The organism is Burkholderia sp. Z1, from assembly GCF_014893795.1.
Lineage (GTDB): Bacteria > Pseudomonadota > Gammaproteobacteria > Burkholderiales > Burkholderiaceae > Burkholderia > Burkholderia theae.
In genome coordinates this window covers 756,910-776,707 of sequence record NZ_JACFYL010000002.1, presented here as the reverse complement: position 1 = coordinate 776,707, position 19,798 = coordinate 756,910, and the positions used below count along the sequence as shown (strand labels likewise).

The 19,798-nt window shown below is 67.5% G+C and carries 22 protein-coding genes; 17 read left to right on the top strand and 5 right to left on the bottom strand.

Annotation, left to right across the window (positions count from 1 at the left end):
• Positions 1 to 33: 33 nt before the first annotated feature.
• Positions 34 to 1,167 (bottom strand): acyl-CoA dehydrogenase family protein, encoded by a 1,134-nt coding sequence (locus tag H3H55_RS20545; RefSeq protein ID WP_193099977.1) that lies wholly within the window; start codon positions 1,165 to 1,167, stop codon positions 34 to 36.
• 136 nt (positions 1,168 to 1,303) lie between these two features.
• On the opposite strand from H3H55_RS20545, the gene H3H55_RS20540 reads away from it, so the two are divergent.
• The 3 genes from H3H55_RS20540 (at position 1,304) to H3H55_RS20530 (ending at position 4,795) form a co-directional block, all read left to right on the top strand.
• Positions 1,304 to 2,338, top strand: coding sequence for an AraC family transcriptional regulator (locus H3H55_RS20540; protein WP_193099976.1), 1,035 nt, complete (start codon positions 1,304 to 1,306; stop codon positions 2,336 to 2,338).
• A gap of 121 nt (positions 2,339 to 2,459) precedes the next feature.
• Positions 2,460 to 4,025 carry an NfeD family protein gene (locus H3H55_RS20535; RefSeq protein ID WP_193099975.1) on the top strand — a complete coding sequence of 522 codons (1,566 nt, stop codon included), beginning with the start codon at positions 2,460 to 2,462 and terminating at the stop codon, positions 4,023 to 4,025.
• Positions 4,022 to 4,795 carry a slipin family protein gene (locus H3H55_RS20530; protein ID WP_193099974.1) on the top strand — a complete coding sequence of 258 codons (774 nt, stop codon included), beginning with the start codon at positions 4,022 to 4,024 and terminating at the stop codon, positions 4,793 to 4,795. Before H3H55_RS20535 ends, H3H55_RS20530 begins: the two co-directional genes overlap by 4 nt.
• Positions 4,796 to 4,860: 65 nt before the next feature.
• On the opposite strand, the gene H3H55_RS20525 is transcribed toward H3H55_RS20530, so the two are convergent.
• Positions 4,861 to 6,138, bottom strand: a complete 1,278-nt coding sequence (locus H3H55_RS20525) for a haloacid dehalogenase-like hydrolase (protein ID WP_193099973.1) — start codon at positions 6,136 to 6,138, stop codon at positions 4,861 to 4,863.
• Positions 6,139 to 6,562: 424 nt separating this feature from the next.
• Here H3H55_RS20525 and H3H55_RS20520 point away from each other — a divergent pair, with 424 nt between their 5' ends.
• The 6 genes from H3H55_RS20520 (at position 6,563) to H3H55_RS20495 (ending at position 11,862) form a co-directional block, all read left to right on the top strand.
• Positions 6,563 to 7,459 (top strand): M24 family metallopeptidase, encoded by an 897-nt coding sequence (locus H3H55_RS20520; protein WP_193099972.1) that lies wholly within the window; start codon positions 6,563 to 6,565, stop codon positions 7,457 to 7,459.
• 45 nt (positions 7,460 to 7,504) lie between these two features.
• Complete coding sequence (locus H3H55_RS20515; protein WP_193099971.1) at positions 7,505 to 9,292, top strand: SDR family oxidoreductase; 1,788 nt, start codon at positions 7,505 to 7,507, stop codon at positions 9,290 to 9,292.
• A gap of 30 nt (positions 9,293 to 9,322) precedes the next feature.
• Positions 9,323 to 10,228 carry a metal-dependent hydrolase gene (locus tag H3H55_RS20510; protein ID WP_193099970.1) on the top strand — a complete coding sequence of 302 codons (906 nt, stop codon included), beginning with the start codon at positions 9,323 to 9,325 and terminating at the stop codon, positions 10,226 to 10,228.
• A 78-nt stretch (positions 10,229 to 10,306) separates the two neighbouring features.
• Positions 10,307 to 10,594 (top strand): hypothetical protein, encoded by a 288-nt coding sequence (locus H3H55_RS20505; protein ID WP_048243557.1) that lies wholly within the window; start codon positions 10,307 to 10,309, stop codon positions 10,592 to 10,594.
• A 251-nt stretch (positions 10,595 to 10,845) separates the two neighbouring features.
• Entirely contained in the window at positions 10,846 to 11,223 is a 378-nt protein-coding gene (locus tag H3H55_RS20500; RefSeq protein WP_193099969.1) for a DUF2917 domain-containing protein, read from the top strand.
• A 264-nt stretch (positions 11,224 to 11,487) separates the two neighbouring features.
• Complete coding sequence (locus H3H55_RS20495) at positions 11,488 to 11,862, top strand: DUF2917 domain-containing protein (protein WP_193099968.1); 375 nt, start codon at positions 11,488 to 11,490, stop codon at positions 11,860 to 11,862.
• Positions 11,863 to 12,034: 172 nt separating this feature from the next.
• Here the strand turns inward: H3H55_RS20495 and H3H55_RS20490 are convergent, their stop codons facing one another.
• The gene (locus H3H55_RS20490; RefSeq protein WP_129515545.1) at positions 12,035 to 12,313 is read right to left on the bottom strand and encodes a hypothetical protein; all 279 of its coding nucleotides are present in this window, start codon (positions 12,311 to 12,313) and stop codon (positions 12,035 to 12,037) included.
• Positions 12,314 to 13,079: 766 nt separating this feature from the next.
• Here H3H55_RS20490 and H3H55_RS20485 point away from each other — a divergent pair.
• Positions 13,080 to 14,381 carry an NCS2 family permease gene (locus tag H3H55_RS20485; protein WP_193099967.1) on the top strand — a complete coding sequence of 434 codons (1,302 nt, stop codon included), beginning with the start codon at positions 13,080 to 13,082 and terminating at the stop codon, positions 14,379 to 14,381.
• 237 nt (positions 14,382 to 14,618) lie between these two features.
• Here H3H55_RS20485 and H3H55_RS20480 read toward each other — a convergent pair whose 3' ends face one another.
• A complete protein-coding gene (locus tag H3H55_RS20480; protein WP_048243539.1) occupies positions 14,619 to 14,906 on the bottom strand; it encodes a DUF1488 domain-containing protein in 288 nt (95 codons plus the stop codon).
• Positions 14,907 to 15,147: 241 nt separating this feature from the next.
• The gene (locus H3H55_RS20475; RefSeq protein ID WP_226800497.1) at positions 15,148 to 15,423 is read right to left on the bottom strand and encodes a DUF2964 family protein; all 276 of its coding nucleotides are present in this window, start codon (positions 15,421 to 15,423) and stop codon (positions 15,148 to 15,150) included.
• 64 nt (positions 15,424 to 15,487) lie between these two features.
• Here H3H55_RS20475 and H3H55_RS20470 point away from each other — a divergent pair, with 64 nt between their 5' ends.
• The 7 genes from H3H55_RS20470 (at position 15,488) to copC (ending at position 19,777) form a co-directional block, all read left to right on the top strand.
• The gene (locus tag H3H55_RS20470) at positions 15,488 to 15,691 is read left to right on the top strand and encodes a hypothetical protein (RefSeq protein WP_193099966.1); all 204 of its coding nucleotides are present in this window, start codon (positions 15,488 to 15,490) and stop codon (positions 15,689 to 15,691) included.
• 80 nt (positions 15,692 to 15,771) lie between these two features.
• Positions 15,772 to 17,685: a sigma-54-dependent Fis family transcriptional regulator gene (locus H3H55_RS20465; RefSeq protein ID WP_193099965.1), complete on the top strand. Its 1,914-nt coding sequence runs from the start codon at positions 15,772 to 15,774 to the stop codon at positions 17,683 to 17,685.
• Between the two features lie 82 nt (positions 17,686 to 17,767).
• Entirely contained in the window at positions 17,768 to 18,070 is a 303-nt protein-coding gene (locus H3H55_RS20460) for a 2Fe-2S iron-sulfur cluster-binding protein (protein WP_193099964.1), read from the top strand.
• Positions 18,071 to 18,126: 56 nt separating this feature from the next.
• On the top strand, positions 18,127 to 18,621 hold the full coding sequence (locus H3H55_RS20455) for an SRPBCC family protein (protein ID WP_129515550.1): 495 nt from the start codon (positions 18,127 to 18,129) through the stop codon (positions 18,619 to 18,621).
• 110 nt (positions 18,622 to 18,731) lie between these two features.
• Positions 18,732 to 19,109 carry a DUF2946 domain-containing protein gene (locus H3H55_RS20450; RefSeq protein WP_129515551.1) on the top strand — a complete coding sequence of 126 codons (378 nt, stop codon included), beginning with the start codon at positions 18,732 to 18,734 and terminating at the stop codon, positions 19,107 to 19,109.
• 90 nt (positions 19,110 to 19,199) lie between these two features.
• A complete protein-coding gene (locus H3H55_RS20445; protein ID WP_129515552.1) occupies positions 19,200 to 19,415 on the top strand; it encodes a hypothetical protein in 216 nt (71 codons plus the stop codon).
• Positions 19,412 to 19,777: a copper homeostasis periplasmic binding protein CopC gene (copC, locus tag H3H55_RS20440; RefSeq protein ID WP_129515553.1), complete on the top strand. Its 366-nt coding sequence runs from the start codon at positions 19,412 to 19,414 to the stop codon at positions 19,775 to 19,777. The genes H3H55_RS20445 and copC overlap by 4 nt, the downstream gene beginning before the upstream one ends.
• Positions 19,778 to 19,798 lie beyond the last annotated feature (21 nt).

The window sequence follows — 19,798 nt, the reverse complement described above, 5'->3', positions numbered from 1 at the left end:
TCGTGATACTGACGCCGGAACGGCCGGCACGGCTCACAGCTGCCGCGCGATCACCATCCGCTGCACTTCGCTGGTGCCCTCGTAAATCTGCGTGATGCGCGCGTCGCGATAGTGGCGCTCGACTTCGTAATCGACCAGGTAGCCGTAGCCGCCGTGGATCTGGATCGCGTCGGTGCACACGCGCTCGGCCATCTCGGACGCGAACAGCTTCGCCTGCGACGCCTCCGACAGGCACGGCAGCCCGGCCGTGCGCAGCTTCGCCGCGTGATGCACGAGCAGGCGCGCGGCGTTGATCTGCGTGGCCATGTCGGCGAGCTTCTGCTGGATTGCCTGATGCTCGGCGATCGGCTTGCCGAACTGCACGCGCTCGCCCGCATAACGACGCGCCTTGTCGAACGCCGCGCGCGCGATGCCGAGCGCCTGCGCGGCGATGCCGATGCGCCCGCCCTCGAGATTCGACAAAGCAATCTTCAGCCCTTCGCCGCGATTGCCGAGCAGGTTCTCTTCCGGAATCGCACAATTCTCGAACGTGATCGGGCACGTATCCGACGCGCGGATGCCCATCTTCTTCTCGGGTTTGCCAACGATGAAGCCTGGCGTGTCGGTCGGCACCAGGAACGCGGAAATGCCGCGCTTGCCGGCCTCCGGGTCGGTCATGGCAAAAACGATCGCGATACCCGCACGCTGGCCGTTGGTCACGAACTGTTTCGCGCCGTTCAGCACCCATTTCCCGTCGCGCAGCTCCGCGCGCGTGCGCAGGTTGTTCGCCTCGGAGCCGGCCTGCGGCTCGGTCAGGCAGAACGCGCCGATCACGCGGCCGCACGCCATGTCGGCCAGCCAGCGATCCTTCTGCGCCGGCGTGCCGAAACCGAGGATCGGCCCGCAGCCGACCGAGTTGTGCACGCTCATCAGCGTCGCGCACGCGGCGTCGCCGGCGGCGATCTCCTCCATCGCCAGCGCATACGCGACGTAGTCGGTATACGAGCCGCCCAGCTCCTGCGGCACGATCATCCCGAGCAGGCCGAGCTCGCCGAGCTGCGCGACGACGGCGTCGGGCAGCTGCGCGTCGTGGTCCCACTGCGCGGCGTTCGGCGCCAGCACCTCGGTGGCAAAAGCGCGCGCGGCGTCGCGGATCATTCGCTGGTCTTCGGTGTAAAGCTCGTCCATGGTGCTGCTGTCTCCCGCGGCCGCCGGGCGCGACCGTCCTTGCGTTTCGATGCAACAAGTGTAGGCAAGCGCGCGCGACTGTTCGATGCTCGCGTCGCTCATTTACACTGAGCGTTTTTGCCACACCGGCGGCACGATGAAGCAGGAAGACAAGGGAACCGTCGCGATCAGCCTCGTCGCTTACAGCGTCGCGCTCGCCACCCGGCGCGGCGTCGCGGCCGAGCCGCTGCTCGCGCAGGCCGGCATCGCGCCCGCGCTGCTCGGGCAGCCGCGCGCACGCGTGTCCGCGCAGCAATACGGCGCGCTGTGGAACGCGATCGCGCGCGCGCTCGACGACGAGTTTTTCGGGCAGGATCGCCACCCGATGCGCAGCGGCAGCTTCATCGCGATGAGCCAGGCCGCGCTGTCCGCGCGCGACGGGCTGCATGCGATGGCGCGCGCGGTGAATTTCATGCACTGCGTGCTCGACGACCTGCACGCGGAGCTCGACGCGAACCCGCAGCGCGTGCGGCTGCGCTTCGTGCACCGCAACACCGGCACGACGCCCGCGATGTTCACGTACGCGACCTATTTCATCATCGTCTACGGGCTCACCTGCTGGCTGATCGGGCGGCGCATCCCGCTGCTGCATGCGAGCTTCCGCTGCGACACGCCGCCGGCCGACCACGAATACCCGTCGATGTTCTGCGACGACATGCGCTTCAACGAACCCGATTCGTATGTCGATTTCGAACCCGAATTCGCGACGCTGCCGGTCGTGCAGAACACGAAGACGCTGAAGACGTTCCTGCGCAACGCGCCGGCGAGCTTCATCGTCAAGTACCGCAACCCGAACGCGCTCGCGCAGCGCGTGCGCGCGGTGCTGCGCGGGATGCCGCCCGCCGCGTGGCCGGGCGCGGGCGGGATGGCCGCGCGGCTGCACGTGGCCGAGGCCACGCTGCGCCGCAAGCTGCACCAGGAAGGCCACGCGTACCAGTCGATCAAGGACACGCTGCGGCGCGATCTCGCGTTCGAGGCGCTGGCCGACCCCGCGCGCACGATCGCCGACGTCGCGGCTGCAACCGGTTTCGCGGAGCCGAGCGCGTTCTACCGCGCGTTTCGCAAATGGAGCGGGCGCAGTCCGGCCGACTATCGCGACGAGGTGCTCGCACGGGGCGGCGGCGCGGTCTGAAATCGGCCGCGGCGGCCCGGGTTTCGCGCTTTGCGCCGAAACCGCCTAATCTTTAAGCATCGGGCCAACGCCCTTTCCGCGAGCCAGGCGGCGCGCGGCCGCGCGCCGCCCGGACGCCCCGATGCGCTTTCACCGTCATGAGCCGCCGCCGGCGCTTGCCGCGCCCGGCGGCCGCCCCCGTCACCCGCTGTCCGCGCGGGTCGCACGCGCCGCGCTGTTCGCGGCGCTGCTCGTCGTATGCGCGGCCGTCGCCGCGCCGCCGCCCGCCGCTGCCCCGGCAGGCGCGTCCCCCGTCGTCGTGATTCCGATCAACGGCGCGATCGGGCCGGCCAGCGCCGATTTCATCGTTCGCTCGCTGGAACGCGCGGCACGCGAGCATGCGCCGCTCGCGATCCTGCAGCTCGACACGCCCGGCGGCCTCGACACGTCGATGCGGCAGATCATCAAGGCCATCCTCGGCTCGCCGGTGCCGGTCGCCGCGTTCGTCGCGCCCGGCGGCGCGCGGGCCGCCAGCGCCGGCACCTACATCGTCTATGCCAGCCACTTCGCGGCAATGGCGCCCGGCACCAATCTCGGCGCGGCGTCACCCGTGCAGTTCGGCATCGGCGGCGGCGGCGCGCCGGGCGCGAACCCGGCTACGCCGCGGCCGCCGGGCGCTTCGGGCGCATCGAACCCTTCCGCTACGCCCGCCACGCCGGTCGCACTGCCGAACGACACGCAGTCGACCGAAATCCGCAAGGCGACCCAGGACGCCGCCGCGTACATCCGCGGCCTCGCGCAGTTGCGCGGGCGCAATGCCGAATGGGCTGAGCGCGCGGTGCGCGAAGCCGTCAGCCTGTCGGCGAACGAGGCGCGCGCGCAGCACGTCGTCGACCTGATCGCGCTGGACCCGGCCGACCTCGCGCGCCAGCTCGACGGCCATAGCGCGACGACCACCGCCGGCACGCTGCGGCTCGCGACCGCGCATGCGCCGCTCGTCGTGGTCGAACCCGACTGGCGCAGCCGCTTCCTGTCGATCATCACCGATCCGAATGTCGCGCTGATCCTGCTGACGATCGGCATCTACGGGCTGTTCTTCGAATTCGCGAACCCCGGCTTCGTGCTGCCGGGCGTCGTCGGCACGATCTGCCTGCTGGTCGGGCTGTTCGCGATGCAGTTGCTGCCGATCAGCTATGCGGGCCTCGGCCTCGTGCTGCTCGGTCTCGGCTGCCTTGTCGCCGAGGCGTTCCTGCCGACCTTCGGCGTGCTCGGTTTCGGCGGGATCGTGTCGTTCACGATCGGCGCGCTGATGCTGATCGACACCGACGTGCCCGGCTACGGCATTCCGTGGCCCGTGATCGCGAGCCTTGCGCTCGGCGGCGGGCTGCTCGTCGCCGGCGTGTCGAGCGTCGCGCTGCGCGCGCGGCGGCGCCCGGTCGTGACCGGCGCCGAAGCGATGGTCGGCAGCATCGGCGAAGTGCTCGACGACGGTTTGCTCGCCGACCAGCCATACGGCGCGGCCGGCCCCGCGCCATCGGCCGCGGGCTGGGCGCGCGTGCATGGCGAGCGCTGGCGCGTCGCGAGCAGCGTGCCGCTCGCCGCGGGCTGCCGCGTACGCGTCACCGGCCGCCACGGCCTGCTGCTCACCGTCGCGCCGCTCTACGACGTGCCCGCGCCAGAACAACAACACCAGGGAGCATCAACATGATGGGCTACACCTTCGGCTTCAGCAGCGTCCTGATCGTCTTCGTCGTGGTGCTCATCGCGTCGTCGATCCGCATCTTCCGCGAGTACGAGCGCGGCGTCGTGTTCATGCTCGGCCGGTTCTGGAAAGTGAAGGGGCCGGGGCTCGTGCTGATCATCCCGATCGTCCAGCAGGTCGTGCGGATCGACCTGCGCACCGTCGTGTTCGACGTGCCGCCGCAGGACGTGATCACGCGCGACAACGTGTCGGTGAAGGTCAATGCGGTCGTGTATTTCCGCGTCGTCGATCCGGAGAAGGCCGTGATCCAGGTCGCGCGCTTCTTCGACGCGACGAGCCAGCTGTCGCAGACGACGCTGCGATCGGTGCTCGGCAAGCACGAGCTCGATGCGCTGCTGGCCGAGCGCGAACAGCTCAACGCCGACATCCAGAAGACGCTCGACGCGCAGACCGACGCGTGGGGGATCAAGGTGTCGACGGTCGAGATCAAGCACGTCGACCTGAACGAGACGATGGTGCGCGCGATCGCGCGGCAAGCCGAGGCCGAGCGCGAACGGCGCGCGAAGGTGATTCATGCGGAAGGCGAACTGCAGGCGTCCGAGAAGCTGCTGCAGGCCGCGCAAAAGCTCGCGCAGGAGCCGCAGGCGATGCAGCTGCGCTACCTGCAGACGCTGACGACGATCGCGGCGGACAAGAATTCGACGATCGTGTTTCCGCTGCCGATCGATCTGCTGGGGGCGTTGCTGGATCGGTTGGGTAAGCCGCGCGAACACTGAGACGCGCGGCGCCGCCATCTATCCCGCTGGACGCCAGGCCACGACGGCCCGGCGCCCCACACACGTCAGGCCAGCAGCTTGCGCTCGGTCTTGCCGTACTTGATCGACTTCTCGTCCGGGATCATCAGGCCCGTGTGCTCGTCGCGGCCCTGCAGCAGGAAACGCGCGTCCGACTTGCCGATCTGCTCGGCCGCGAGCTTGCTGTCCGCGCCGATCTCGCCCTTCTTCATCCGGTTGACGATCACGCCGGCCGCGGTGTCCTTGAAGTCGCGCAGCATCCACGCATCGCCGTCGCTGTCGCCGAACACCAGCAGCGGGCCATAGCCCTTCTTCGATTCGAGCACGTTGCGGATCCCCACCGTCTTGCCGGGCCCCCAGTTGAAATGCCAGCCGGCCGGGTACGTGCTCGTGTACTTGCCGTCGCGCATGTCGAGACGCAAGCCGATCACGTTTTCGGGCGGCACGCCGTAGCCATAGTTCGGATTGCCGGCAAACACGCGCACGACATCGTCGAGCGACGCGGTGCTCACGTACACGTCGATGCCGTTCGCGCGCAGCGTGTGCATCACCGCGCGGATTTCCTCATGAATGCGAATGCCGTGGAAATGCGTGTCGGCCACCACACCGGCCTTGCCCGGCAGCGCCTTCGGGCTTTCGTAGCGGACCTTGCGCAGCGCGTCGCCGATGCCGTAGTTGTCCGACGCTTCCGCCATCGCCTGCAGCTCGGCGGTCGTCATGTTCTTGTAGAAATAGATGATCCACTTGTAGCCGACCTCGAGCGGATGCGTGTCGCAGATCGCGTCGTACATGAAGTACAGCTTCGCGCGGAAATCCTTGAACTGGTCGGTCTCGCGAATCTCGTCGAGGCTCTTGCTGCCGCCGAAGCCCGTGTAGTTCGCGTACAGCCAGCGATAGTCGGATTCGACGTCGGCGGCGAGGTTTTCCATCGTCACCGGCTTGCCGTCGGTCGTCGTGTAGTCCTTCATGAACGCGCCCTTCGGCACGTCCTTCCACATCACGTCGACGAATTCGTCCGGCGTCAGCTTGTATTGCAGATGGTTGATCTGGTACATCAGCAACGCCTCTTCGCAGTCGTTCATGATGCACGTGTTGTCCCAGTCGAACACCGCGTACGGGCGGCGCTTTTCGTCGTAGCGCGCACTCGCGACGCCATGCTGGTCGAGCACCGCCTGCAGGCGCGCGGCGTTGAACGGCGACCAGCGGCCCGGGTCCAGCGCATCCGGCGCGGTTGCGCTCTTCGCGTCGGCCGTGCCGGCCTTGAACATCAGCGACGTCGCAGCGGTCGCCGCGGCAAGGGTATTCATGAACTTGCGGCGTTGCATGGTCTCTCTCCGTGGAAATAATGTCGAATCGGCTTCGGTCGCCACCCCGTGCGACGCACCGGCGGCTCGGCGCCGCCGCGAAGCCGGGGCGGCTTCGAATTGGGGGCGAATGATGTGACGAAATTATTTCGTCAATTTGACAACGTCACATTGCGACGCGACGGGGACTTGATCCGGCGCGACATGCCGGGTCGCCACAACGCGGCCGCGCGCGCGGCCATCCGGCCCCAATCCCTGGAAACCTAGAGGCTCCCCTCCATTTCGGCCCTGCATTAGGACAAATCCTCACCCGTGGGGGATGGCGCGCCACGCCGAACCGGCTATGATCGTTACATCACTCAATGACACATTAAATGCTGACTGAATAACCCGCGACGGCGACGCCGAGGGTGCGTTCCGGACAGCGCCCGATTGGAGACGCATCATGGCCGACCACCCGCTGCCGGAAGTCCACCTCGACGAGCTGCCGCAATTCCGCGCGGTCCAGCAGCTTGCCTACCGCTGTGTCGAAACCGTCGGCGCGATGCTCTACCCCGGCATCACCGAGAAGGAAGCCGCGCGCCTGCTGACCGAATGGCTGCAGGACAACGGCGTGCACGACTGGCTGCACAAGCCATTCGCGTGGTTCGGCGACCGCACCGCGTTCGAGGGCTTCTCGGGCCTCAAGCACATGGGCGGCTTCAATCTCGCGTTCTTCCCGAGCAACCGGCAGCTCGAGACCGACATGCCGGTGATCCTCGACGTCGCGCCCGTGCTCGACGGCATCGTCGCGGACGTCGGCTACGCGCACTGCCTCGGCGACAACCCGATCCTCGAACAGCTGCAGGACGACCTGATGGACCATCGCGACATGATCGTGCGGCTCGTGAAGGAGCGCCGGTCGATGGCCGAGGTCGCGCAGGCAGTCGATGCGCTGTGCCGCCGCCAGGGCGTCGAGCCGCGCCACAAGGCCTATCCGTTCAAGGTGCTCGCGCATCGCGTCGCGAAGATCCACAAGCTGTCGACGCCGCGCTTCGTCGCGCGCTTCGGGCTGAACGCGACGCGCAACCTGCTGCTCGACCAGGGCCGCGCGGCGAAACAGCAGGGCTGGTCGCCGCTGTGGTCGATCGACCGCCGCTCCGAGCATGCGCCCGTGCCGGGCCTGTGGGCCGTCGAGCCGCATCTCGGTTTCGCCGGCGTCGGCGCGAAATTCGAAGAGCTGCTCGTGATCACCGACGACGACGCGTACTGGCTCGACGACGACCTGCCGCACGTGCGCCGCTGGCAGCGCCGCCAGGCCGAGCGCACGCAGGCCGCCGCGACCGTGTCGGCCGCCGCCTGACACGCCCGCGCGTTTCCTCCCGAATCCCTGAACGACGGACTCACGATGCAGCCTCTTTCCGACGAAGCGCCGCTGGCCCTGTTCGAATCGGTTCATAGCGAGACGGCGGTCGCCTCCGGCGACCTGACGCTCGCGGTCAGGACCTGGGGCGACCCGGTCCGCTCGCCGGTCGTGCTCGTGCACGGCTATCCCGACGACAGCAGCGTCTGGCAGCAGGTCGCGCCGCTGCTCGCGCGCAAGCACTACGTGATCGCATACGACGTGCGCGGCGCGGGCCTGTCCGGCGTGCCGAAACGCACGGCCGACTACCATCTCGCGAAGCTGACCGACGATTTCATCGCGGTGATCGACGCGCTCTGCCCCGGCCGCGCGGTGCACCTGATCGCGCACGACTGGGGCTCGATCCAGGGCTGGGAATTCGTCACCGATCCGCGCCTGGCCGGCCGCATCGCGTCGTACACGTCGTGCTCGGGGCCCTGCCTCGACCACGTCGGCTTCTGGCTGCGCGAACGCGTGCTGCGCCCGACGCCCGCGTCGCTGGCCAAGCTCGGCGGCCAGCTCGTGCGGTCGTGGTACGTGTACCTGTTCCACCTGCCGTTCATCCCCGAGCTCGGCTGGCGGCTGTGGCTCGGCCGCGCATGGCCGGGCCTGCTGCGCCGGATCGAGAAAACGCGCGTCGCGTCGCGCCCGACGCAGGCCGACGACGGCGCGCGCGGCGTGCGCCTCTATCGCGCGAACTTCATCCGCTGCCTGTTCGCGCCGCGCGAACGCTACGCGCATGCACCCGTGCAGACGATCGTGCCGCTCGGCGACAAGTACGTGAGCCCCGCGCTGTCCGAGAACCTGTCGCGCTGGGTGCCGCAGTACTACCGGCGCGAGGTCGCGGCCGGCCACTGGCTGCCGCTCGCCGATCCCGCGCGCTTCGCGGGCCTCGCCGAACAACTGATCGACGCGGTCGAATCGGGCACCGAACCGCCCGCGCTCGCGAACGCGCGCCGCCGCGCGACGAGCGGGCGCTTCAGCGGCAAGGTCGCGGTCGTCACCGGCGCGGGCAGCGGCATCGGCCGTTGCGCGGCCCTCGCGTTCGCACGCGAAGGCGCGACGATCGTCGCGTGCGACATCGATCTCGCGAGCGCCGAGCGCACCGCGCTGCTGATCGGGCTGACCGGCGCGCAAGCCCACGCGAAACGCGTCGACGTCGGCGCCGCCGACGAGATGGAAGCGCTCGCGACGTGGGTCGGCAGCGAACTCGGCGGCGCGGACGTCGTGATCAACAACGCGGGCATCGGCATGGCCGGCGGCATCCTCGACACGAGCACGCGGCACTGGGAGCGCATCCTGCACGTGAACCTGTGGGGCGTGATCCACGGCTCGCGGCTGTTCGCGCAGCAGATGGCCGCGCGCGGCAGCGGCGGCCACATCGTCAACACCGCGTCGGCCGCCGCATTCGGGCCGTCGCGCGACCTGCCCGCCTATGCGACGACGAAGGCCGCCGTGCTGATGCTCAGCGAATGCATGCGCGCGGAACTCGCGGAGCAAGGGATCGGCGTGACGGCCGTGTGCCCCGGCTTCGCGGAGACCGGAATCATGGCGTCGACGCAATACGCGGGCGCCAATGCGCAGGACGAAGCGCGGCTGCGCAAGCGCGCGACGAAGCTGTACCAGATGCGTGGCCTGAAGCCCGAAACCGTCGCGCAGGCGATGGTCGACGGCGTGCTGCGCAACCGCCCCGTCGTCGCGGTCGGCGGCGAAGCGCACGCGATGCGCTTCGTCGGTCGATTCATGCCGTGGCTCGGCCGGATGATTGCCCGCGTCAGCATGGCATCGCATTGACGGCGCACGACGCCGCACAGGGAGACACAGATGACCGCAACCGCCGACTACCACAAGATCAAGGCCCGGCACGTGAAGTTCGACTTCAGCGACACGCCGATCACCTGGGTGCCGAACGACCCGGGCAGCACGCACATCATCAACACGCTGAACCTGCTGTTCCCGGAAGGCGAGCTGTGGTTCTGCCGCGTGTACAACAAGGCGCTGCCGCTGATCACCGATGCACGCCTGCGCGACGAGGCCGAAGGCTTCCTGCGGCAGGAAGCCGTGCATTCGCGTTCGCACGGCGGCGTGCTCAAGCACTACTACGACCGGCACGGGATCGACACGAAGCCGTTCACGCAGAAGCTCAACCGGCTGTTCACGCGCGTGCTCGGCGAACAGCCGCTCGGGCTGAAGATCGGCCATACGCGTTTCTGGCTGCGGCAGCAACTCGCGGTGATCGCGTCGCTCGAGCATTTCTTCGGTTATCTCGGCAACTGGGTGCTCAACGCGCACGGGCTCGACGAAGGGAAAGCCGACCCGACGATGGTCGACCTGCTGCGCTGGCACGGCGCCGAGGAAGTCGAGCACCGCACCGTCGCGTTCGACATCTACCGGCACCTGGGCGGCAACTATGTGGAGCGCTGCGTGCACATGACGTTCGTGATCCTGCTGCTGCTCTACTACATCACGACCGGCGCGAAGTTCATGTACCAGCGCGACCCGGCGGCCGGCCGTTATCCGGGCTTCGTGCGCGCGTGGTGGCAGGGTTCGCGGCGCGGGCACCTGCCGTCGTTCTGGAAGGTGATCGGCGCGGCGCTGCGTTATTACAAGCCGAGTTATACGCCGCACCACGAGGGCTCGACCGAACAGGCGCTCGCCTACCTCGCGCGCTCGCCGGCCGCGCAGGCGGCCGCGCACGGCGGCAACTGGGGCACGACGAAGGGGGCGTAACCGGGTTTCTTGGGGGCGCGGCGGGCGACGCCCGCCGAAATGCGTACAATCGCGGCTTCATTTCCCGGAGGTGCCGCGATGGCCATGAAGAAAACCGATCTCGAAAAGAACAAGGCGCTCAAGCTGACGCAAGCGATGAAGCAGTCGGGCGCCGCCCGTTTCGGCAAGGGCGCCGAGGACGCGGCAAAGCTCGACCGCCGTGCGCAGCGCAAGCTCGACCAGGAACAGGGGCTCGTGCCGTTCGCATGCAAGCTCAACGCCGAGCTCGTCGAACAGCTGAAGGCGCGTGCCGCAACGCATCCGGACGGGATGACGGGCCTGCTGTCCGAACTGCTCGTGAACGGGCTCGCGCAGCGCGACGCGTAACCGCCACGTATCTCGAAATTGCCGTTGACATCGTAGCGCTGCCACGACACACTCGTTCGCATGCCTATGCTCAAGCCCGTCGCCATCGCGCATAAAACACCAGTGAACGCCCATGCGGGGCGATCACCGGGGGCGCTTGTGCGTTAGCATCGAGATTCAGACACGCATGTCACAAGGCCTCGCCGGAAACGGATGAGGCCTTTTTGTTTTGGTGCGCGTCATCCTGCCCGGCTCAACGGATGGAGATGACGATGGACCAAGCAAGCCGCCTGATCGTTTGCCCCGATCGATACCGCACCGATGCGATCGCGTTGCCGCGCGTCACGATGCATTTCACGGTCGCGCCGCGCAAGGTACTGACGTGGCGCGCGCAGCGCGACGCCGAGATCCGTGTGCATGATGCGACGCTGTGGATCACGCGTGTCGGCAGCGTCGACGATTACTGGATACGCACCGGCGACGTCCTGCGCGTGCGGCGCGGCGATCGCATCTGGATGAGCACCGACGACGACCGGCCGGCCGAGGCGTCGATCACGACCGCGTACGCGATGAACCGCGACGCGTGGCGTCAGCGTGCGCTTGAATGGACGCGGGGCATGCTGCGCGGACGATGTCGAAGTCGCGCATGACGAACGACTCTCCGCGCATATCTCGAAAATTGTCATTGACAACGCCGCACCGCGGCGACAAACTCGTTCGCATGCCTACGTACAAGCTCATCGCCATCGCGAATCATTGCCCGGTGAACATTCGAAAGAATGGGTCACGGGAGGCGCTTGTGCGTTAGCATCCGGGCAGTACCGCATGTCACACAAGGCCTCACCGGAAACGGATGAGGCCTTTTTGTTCTGGTGCGCGCCATCCGTCCTCCGGCTCAATCAATGGAGAAGACGATGGACCAGGCAAGCTCGTTGTTTGACCGTCCCGATCGGCGCCGCGCCGGCACGATCGCGTTACCGACTGTCGTGATCCGTTTCGCGGTCGCACCGCGCACGACGATGACCTGGCGCGCGCCGCAAGACGCGGAGATTCGCGCGCACGACGCGGCGCTGTGGATCACGCGTCCGCCGAGCGTCGACGATTACTGGGTGCGGCCCGGCGACGTGCTGCGCATCGCACGCGGCGACCGCATCTGGCTCGGCACCGATGGCGACGGACCGGCCGAAGCGTCGATCACGACCGCCTACGTACGGCGTGGCGAGCGGTTCAGACGCACGCTCGCGCAAGTGCAACGTTTGCTCGTCGGGGTATGGCGAAGAAGTGGATAAGCACGTGGAAAAGCGACGCGCCGTCACGCACGCGAGACGCGGAACGGCCGTGACCGGAAATGGACGCACCCGCGGCGCAACGCGCCGCAGGTGCGCATCGAATGACGCGGCACGCCGGTGCGTGCCGCGAGCGATCGCGCGCCGTGCGCAGCCACCGGATACAGCAGGTGCATCAGGTGCTGGCGGCGAGACGCGGGCCCGTGCTTCGGGGAGTTGAATCGAGCTCGGGTCGTTGCGAAGCCTGCGAGGTCACCCACGGATCGATGCCCTGCTTCTGCACCTCTTCGAGGAATGACACACGTGTGCGCCAGTAATCCGCCTGTAATTTCGCATCGATGACGCGCTGTTCGGCTGAGAACAGTTCCATGCGCGCCGTCACGAGCATCGACGCAGCGGTTTTTTCCGGCGTGGGGGCGTGTCGCATCGCCCAACGGCTGATCCAGTTCAACATGCTGACCTCCGTGATTACGGACGAACCCGCATCGGGCAATCGCAATCGGCCGTGCCTGCCCGAACGCGCAACGGCCTTGACCGCCATTCACCGCCAGGCCTGCACGGACTGCGACTCCCCCGCGTCGGCAATTACCGGCCGGCGTGTGCATGCGCGGTGTATCTATCCTAGAAAGACTTGCCGGTTTACGCGATGGGGTCTTGCAATCTTTTACACAGAAACCACAGTCGCCCCCGCATCGCGATATGACAGTTGCGGACGGGACGGCTTCGGCGCACGATAGCCCGATATCTGAAACCGCCTGGACTGACGAATGGCCGCTGCACGGCGCCGTGCATCCGCACCGGCCACGCATGCGCATTCGCCCGCACGCGATTCCTGCACCGCGTTCGTCCAGCATGCGGGCGCTCCGTTTCAGTCCGATGTCATCGCCCGCCACGCACGATGCGGCCGGCGCGCCGTTGCGCACGCATCGGCCTGCTTCACCCTTTCTTCCCGCTCCCCTTCCCGCCGTTTCTACCGTTTCCGACGGCCCGTTCCGTCCGAACCGGTAAAATGCGCGCCTTCGCCGCGCGGCCGGGCTGCCAGACCGTCCGCGCGCAGGCAGCCGATCATGCCCCCAACTATATCGTCCGAGCTATCCGCGCTATTACAATCCGCCGATAGCCGGGCAATAGTGGCTGGTTACAGTTAGCCGGCCGCGCGCTGCCTTTACAACAATTCGGCACAACAAGCAACACGACAACCCGACCGGAGAAACGCCTTCATGGAATCCATCAAGCGGTATTTCGGCTTCGCTGAAGCCGGCACCGACTTCCGCACTGAAATACTCGCGGGCGTCACCACGTTCCTGACGATGGCCTACATCATCTTCGTCAACCCCGCGATCCTCGGCGACGCCGGCATGCCGAAGGAATCCGTGTTCGTCGCGACCTGCCTCGTCGCGGCGCTGGCGTCGATCATCATGGGGCTGTACGCGAACTACCCGATCGCCTGCGCGCCCGGCATGGGCCTGAACGCGTATTTCGCGTACACGGTGGTCAAGGGGATGGGCTTCACGTGGCAGGCCGCGCTCGGCGCCGTGTTCATCTCGGGCTGCCTGTTCCTGCTTGTCACGCTGTTCCGCGTGCGCGAGGCGATCGTCAACGGCATTCCGAAATCGCTGCGGATTTCCATCACCGCGGGTATCGGCCTGTTCCTCGGCATCATCTCGCTGAAGACGTCCGGCGTGATCGTCGGCAACCCGGCCACGCTCGTCACGCTCGGCGACCTGCACAAGCACGACACGATCCTCGCGATCGTCGGCTTCTTCACGATCGTCACGCTCGACCACCTGCGCGTGCGCGGCGCGATCCTGATCGGCATCATCGGCGTCACGATCCTGTCGTTCTTCTTCGGCGACAACCAGTTCCACGGCGTGTTCTCCGCACCGCCGTCAATCGACGCGACGCTGTTCAAGCTCGACATCCGCGCCGCGCTGTCGACCGGCATCATCAACGTGATCCTCGTGTTCTTCCTCGTCGAGCTGTTCGACGCGACGGGCACGCTGATGGGCGTCGCGAACCGCGCGGGCCTGCTCGTCGAAGGCAAGATGAACCGCCTGAACAAGGCGCTGCTCGCCGACAGCACGGCGATCGTCGCGGGCTCGGTGCTCGGCACGTCGTCGACCACCGCGTATATCGAAAGCGCATCGGGCGTGCAGGCAGGCGGCCGCACGGGCATGACCGCGCTGACCGTCGCGGTGCTGTTCCTCGCGTGCCTGTTCATCGCGCCGCTCGCCGGCGTCGTGCCGGCGTACGCAACCGCGCCCGCGCTGCTGTACGTGTCGTGCCTGATGCTGCGCGAGATGGTCGAGGTACCGTGGGACGACGCAACGGAAGCCGTGCCGGCCGCGCTGACCGCACTGCTGATGCCGTTCACGTACTCGATCGCGAACGGTGTCGCGTTCGGCTTCATCTCGTACGGCGGCCTCAAGCTGCTGACGGGCCAGGCCCGCACGGTCAAGCCGATCGTGTGGGTCATCGCGGCCGTGTTCCTGTTCCGCTTCTTCTATCTCGGCAGCGAGTGATCGAAGCGCGGCGGCGCACGACGGAAAACGCCACCCTCGGGTGGCGTTTTTTTGTTGCCGCGTGATTTCTTACGCGATCCTCACGAACCGGCGAGTCCGATCATGCCGACGCACGAGCAACCGGCGCGGCCCGCATACGAAAATGCCGCCCGGTTCCGCCGAACGGCATTGCATGGACGGCAACGTCTCCGCGCGTGCATTGTCCGCGACGCGCGCCGCAAGTCGAGTGTCGTTTCGTCAGCGCCAGTTGGCCTCGTAGAAGCGCACGTAACCGCTGCGCAGCGTCACGCATTGCGCGCGCGTTTCCGACAGCAGGCGCCGTGCGGCTGCCTCGATGCGATCGCGGTGCTGGTCGAATGCACCGACCATGTCCTCGAAACGCGGCGATGCCGCGCCGAAGTGATCTTCCAGCGCCTCGGCGGTGATCTGACATTGGACGCGCTCGCCATTGACCATCGCCGTGAACGCAAGCATCAGGTCGCGCCCCGAATACTCGGGCTTCTCGTTCGTGAAATGGATCTGCATGGAAGCCGCCTCAACCGGTAGAAAACGAATGACCGCATCCGTCGTCCCCTACCGGCCGGACGAAATGGACGCGGGCTCGCCAGCGGAGGCACCGTCCACGGGGTGTTGGCGCGGACAATGCATGCCGGTTGACTTCCACTTTAGACGGTTTCGCGCAGGAGACAAATATTCCGGTGTGCGTCGTTCCGACGCGCATTTCGTCTGATCAGCGCGGCATCCGGCACCCTTTCGGAAACGGGCGTCAGTGCGGATCGGTCGGCCAGACGTTGAGCGCGACCGCGGCCGTCGTGACGCCCACCGCAATCGCGGCTGCCCCGTATCGCACCGCATCGGTCAAATCGAACAGCAACCCGTGGATCGCCACGGCAATGCCGCCCAGCATGATGAATGTGGCGATGGCCGCCAGCACGACTCTCAGTTCCGTCCGAACCATGATGCGTCTCCCGAACGGATGCATGTCGCGTCGCATGCATGTTGCAATGCGGAACACGGCGCGTGCGTGCTCCATTTCCATCATTGCAGGCGGGCGCTTAAAAGCAAGGGGATTTTGTTCGCGGTCGCATATCGCACGTGGCGCTTGTATGATGATGCGTACCCGGATGGTCGGCCTGCGTGCACCGATGGTGCGCCGCAAGCGGAACGTGGATTCCGCAGACGGTTTCGGTGCAAGCGCTTCGGCACGTGGCGACGCGCTGGATGGGCCGATCGAGAAGCTTGGGGTCCGAGTAAGCGCTGAAGCGCTGACCGAGGCCGACCGCGAAGCATGGGGTCCCAGTAAGCGCTGAAGCGCCAACTCGGATCGACCGCGAAGCATGGGACCCCAGTAAGCGCTAAAGCGCTAACTGGGGTCGACAGGAGACAAGTCATGCCGCAACCCTTCGTGCTGCCCGCCACCGCGGGTCGCACCGACCTGCTCGCGCAGGCGCATGCGCGTTCGACCGCGGTCGGCCTGCGCGCGCACGAACGCCCCGATTTCTCGCCGCTGTCGCGCATCGCGCTGCGTGAACTGCTCGACACGAATCACGCGCTGTTCTCGCACGCGCGCCCGGTCATGGAGAATCTCCACGCGCAAATCGCCGATACGCAAAGCCTCGTGCTGCTGACCGACGCCGACGGCGTGATCCTGCACAGCATCGGCGACGCGGACTTCATCGAGAAAGCCAACCGCGTCGCACTGTGCACCGGTGTGTCGTGGGCCGAAGGCGCGCGCGGCACCAACGCGATCGGCACCGCGCTCGCATCAGGCCAGGCCGTCGCCGTGCATGGTTCCGAACACTTCCTGCGCGCCAACCACATCCTCACCTGCTCGTGCGCGCCGATCTTCGATCCGTTCGGCCGCACGCTCGGCACGCTCGACGTCAGCGGCGACCCGCGCGGCTCCAGCCCGCATACGCTCGCGCTCGTGCGGATGTCCGCGCAACTGATCGAGAACCATCTGTTCGCGAACCAGTGCGCGGATGCATTGCGGCTGCGTTTTCATGCACACGAGGAATGCGTCGACTCGCTGTTCGCCGGGCTCGTCGCGTTCGGCCCCGACGGCGGGCTGATCGCCGCGAACCGCAGCGCACAATTCCAGCTCGGCGCACCGTTCGATGCACTGCAGCATCAAGGCAGCGACGCGCTGTTCGGCATGCGCTTCGGCCAGCTCGCACAGCAGGCGGCGCGCGCACCCGGCGCGACGTTCCGCCTCACGCTGCCGACCGGCGTACGCGTGCTCGCGCGCTGCGAGTTCGCGGAAGCGCACCGGACGGCCATCGCGGTCACACCGCCCGCACCGGCCGCACGCGTTCGCGCGCCGGACCCCGACGCGATCACGTTCGCGACGCTCGACACCGGCGATGCGCGGATGGCCGCCGTGCTCGAACGCGTCGCGAAGATCCGCGGGCGCGACCTGCCGCTGCTGATCCTCGGGCAGACCGGTACCGGCAAGGAATGGCTCGCACGCGCGCTGCACCAGGCATCGCCGCGCGCGGACGGCCCGTTCGTCGCTGTCAACTGCGCGGCGCTGCCCGATTCGCTGATCGAGGCCGAACTGTTCGGTTACGAGGACGGCGCGTTCACGGGCGCGCGCAAGCGCGGCAGCCCCGGCAAGATCGTGCAGGCCGATGGCGGCACGCTGTTTCTCGACGAGATCGGCGACATGCCGCTCGCGCAGCAGGTCAGGCTGATGCGCGTGCTGCAGGAACGCGCGGTGATGCCGCTCGGCGGCGCGCGCGCGGTACCGGTCGACGTGCGCGTGGTCTGCGCGACCCATCGCGACCTGCGCGCGATGATCGCGGAAGGCACGTTCCGCGAAGACCTGTTCTACCGGATCAACGGGCTCGCGGTCACGCTGCCGGTGCTCGCCGCGCGCACCGACCTGCCCGCGCTCGTCGACCGGATTCTCGCGCGGCTCGCCCGCAGCGAACCGATGCCGCGCCGCCTCGCACCCGACGTGCTCGACGCGTTCGCGCGCCACCGCTGGCCCGGCAACCTGCGGCAGATGACCAACGTGCTGCGCACGGCCGGCATGCTCGCCGAAGACGAAGCCGAAATCACGCTCGCGCATTTGCCCGACGATTTCTGGCTCGACTGCGCCGACGCACCGGCCGCATCGACCGCGCCGACGTCGGCAACCCCCGCCGCATCGGCCGACACGCGCGAAGGGACAACGCTGCAAAGCCATCAGGCCGCGGTCATCGATGCGGTGCTCGCGCGGCACGGCGGCAACGTGTCGGCGGCCGCGCGCGAGCTCGGTCTCGCACGCAATACCGTGTACCGGTACCTGCGCCGCCATTGACGCCCGCGGCCGGCGGGCGCCGGCCGCATGCGGGTTCGGGTATGCTTGGCGCGTATCCGCCGAACCGCCGCCCGCTTCACTCATGACCGATCCAGACCACCCGCCCCTCGTGCGCATCGAGCCGCTCGGCGCGACCTTCGACGCGCCCGATTCGCTGACGCTGCTCGAAGCCGCCGCATTCGCGCGCGTGTCGCTGCCGCGCTCGTGCCGCAACGGCACGTGCCGCAGTTGCCTTTGCCGGATCGTCAGCGGCAGCGTACGCTACACGATCGAATGGCCGGGGCTGAGCCGCGAGGAAAAAGCCGACGGTTATACGCTGCCATGCGTGGCCGTCGCGACGTCGGACATCGTGCTCGACGTACCCGACGCGGTCATGCTCGACTAGACGCGGCGCGGTCGTGCGCGCCGTCCTGCAACGGTTGATCCTGCGTGGAGAACGTCATGACCCAGCAAACCGATCGCATCGAAAAACAGGCGCTGCTCGCGGCAAGCCCGGAGCGCGTCTGGGAAGCCGTCAGCAATTCCGGCGAATTCGGCATCTGGTTCGGCGTTACGTTCGACGGGCCGTTTGCGGCCGATCAGCCGCTGTTCGGCCGCATCACGCCGACACGCGTCGACGACGATGTCGCCAAGGCACAGGAGCCCTATGCGGGCACCGTGTTCGAAATCGTCGTCGATCGTATTGAGCCCAAGCAACTGTTCTCGTTTCGCTGGCATCCGTTCGCGATCGACCCGAATGTCGACTACACGTCCGAGCCGATGACGCTCGTCACGTTCACGCTCGCCGCCCAGGCCGGCGGCACACTGCTGACGGTCACCGAAACGGGTTTCGACCAGTTGATCGCGGCGCGCCGCGCGAAGGCGCGCGACATGAACGATCAGGGCTGGGCCGCGCAGATGACGCTGATCACGAAATATCTGGCGAAGCACGCATAGCGTGCCGCCACACCACGGGTTCTCCCCGTCATGCGCATGCGCGCATGCCCTTGCTGCGACCTGCATGGCATAATCCGCTCCATCGTCGCCCACACGCCGCCGCGTATCGCATGCTGAGTCGTCGTCTCCGGAAGATCGGCAGTCTGATCGGGATGCTCGCCATCCTGATGACGGCGCTCGCGCCAACGATCTCGCAGGCGCTGACGACGCAAGGGCGCGTCGACGCGCTGCTGGCCGGCTACTGCACGGCCGCACCGGCCGCCGCCGGTCACGCAATCGATGCGTCGTCGAAAAGCCTGCAGGCCCATCTCCAGGCATGCGGCTATTGCAGCCTGCTTGCCCATACCCCCGCACTGCCCGCGCCCGAACTGACGTTCGCGGCCAACGTGCACGTCATCCAGCACCGCGAAGCCACCCGCTTCGAAAGCCTGCGCCGTGCGCTGCCGCTCACGGCCGCGTTACCGCGCGCCCCTCCTTTCTCGTCCTGAACCGTCGTCATCACGCGTGATGCCCTAGTGCATCGCGCGGTCCGCGCACGCCGCCGGCGTGCGTGACGTGTCACGTTTCGAAGGACGATCATGTCTCACCGTGTTGCGCGCGGCGTCGTGCCGTGCGTGCGGTTGGCCGCTTCCGGTTCGTACCACCGCGCCGACATTCGCTCGCGGGCGAACGTCCGGCAGCGCACGTCCGTGCCGACGGCAGCCGGCATCGCTGCCGTTGCGATGCCGCTCGAGCATGCGTCCGTCGAATCCGTCTTTCTCCATCCGATTCGCCACTCGCAGATCCAGCCATGAAAACCACCCCGTTCGTTCGCGGCGCACTCGCCGCACTCGGCTTCGTCGTCATCCAGGCCGCCCATGCCCACGCGCATCCGAAGACGCAGGAACCGGCCGCCAACGCCACGCTCTCGAGCGCACCGCACGCGGTCACGATCGATTTCAGCGAAGCGCTCGAACCGGCCTTCAGTTCGATCGCCGTCACCGACAGCCACGGGCAGTCGGTCGCCGACGGGAAATCGGCCGTCGACGCCGTCAACCGCAAGCGGATGCGCGTCGCGCTGGCCAACCTGACGGCCGGCGCGTACACGGTCGCGTGGATCGCGGTGGCCAGCGACGGCCATCGCACGCAAGGCCACTACACGTTCACGCTGAAGTGATGCACGCGATCCCCCCTGTAT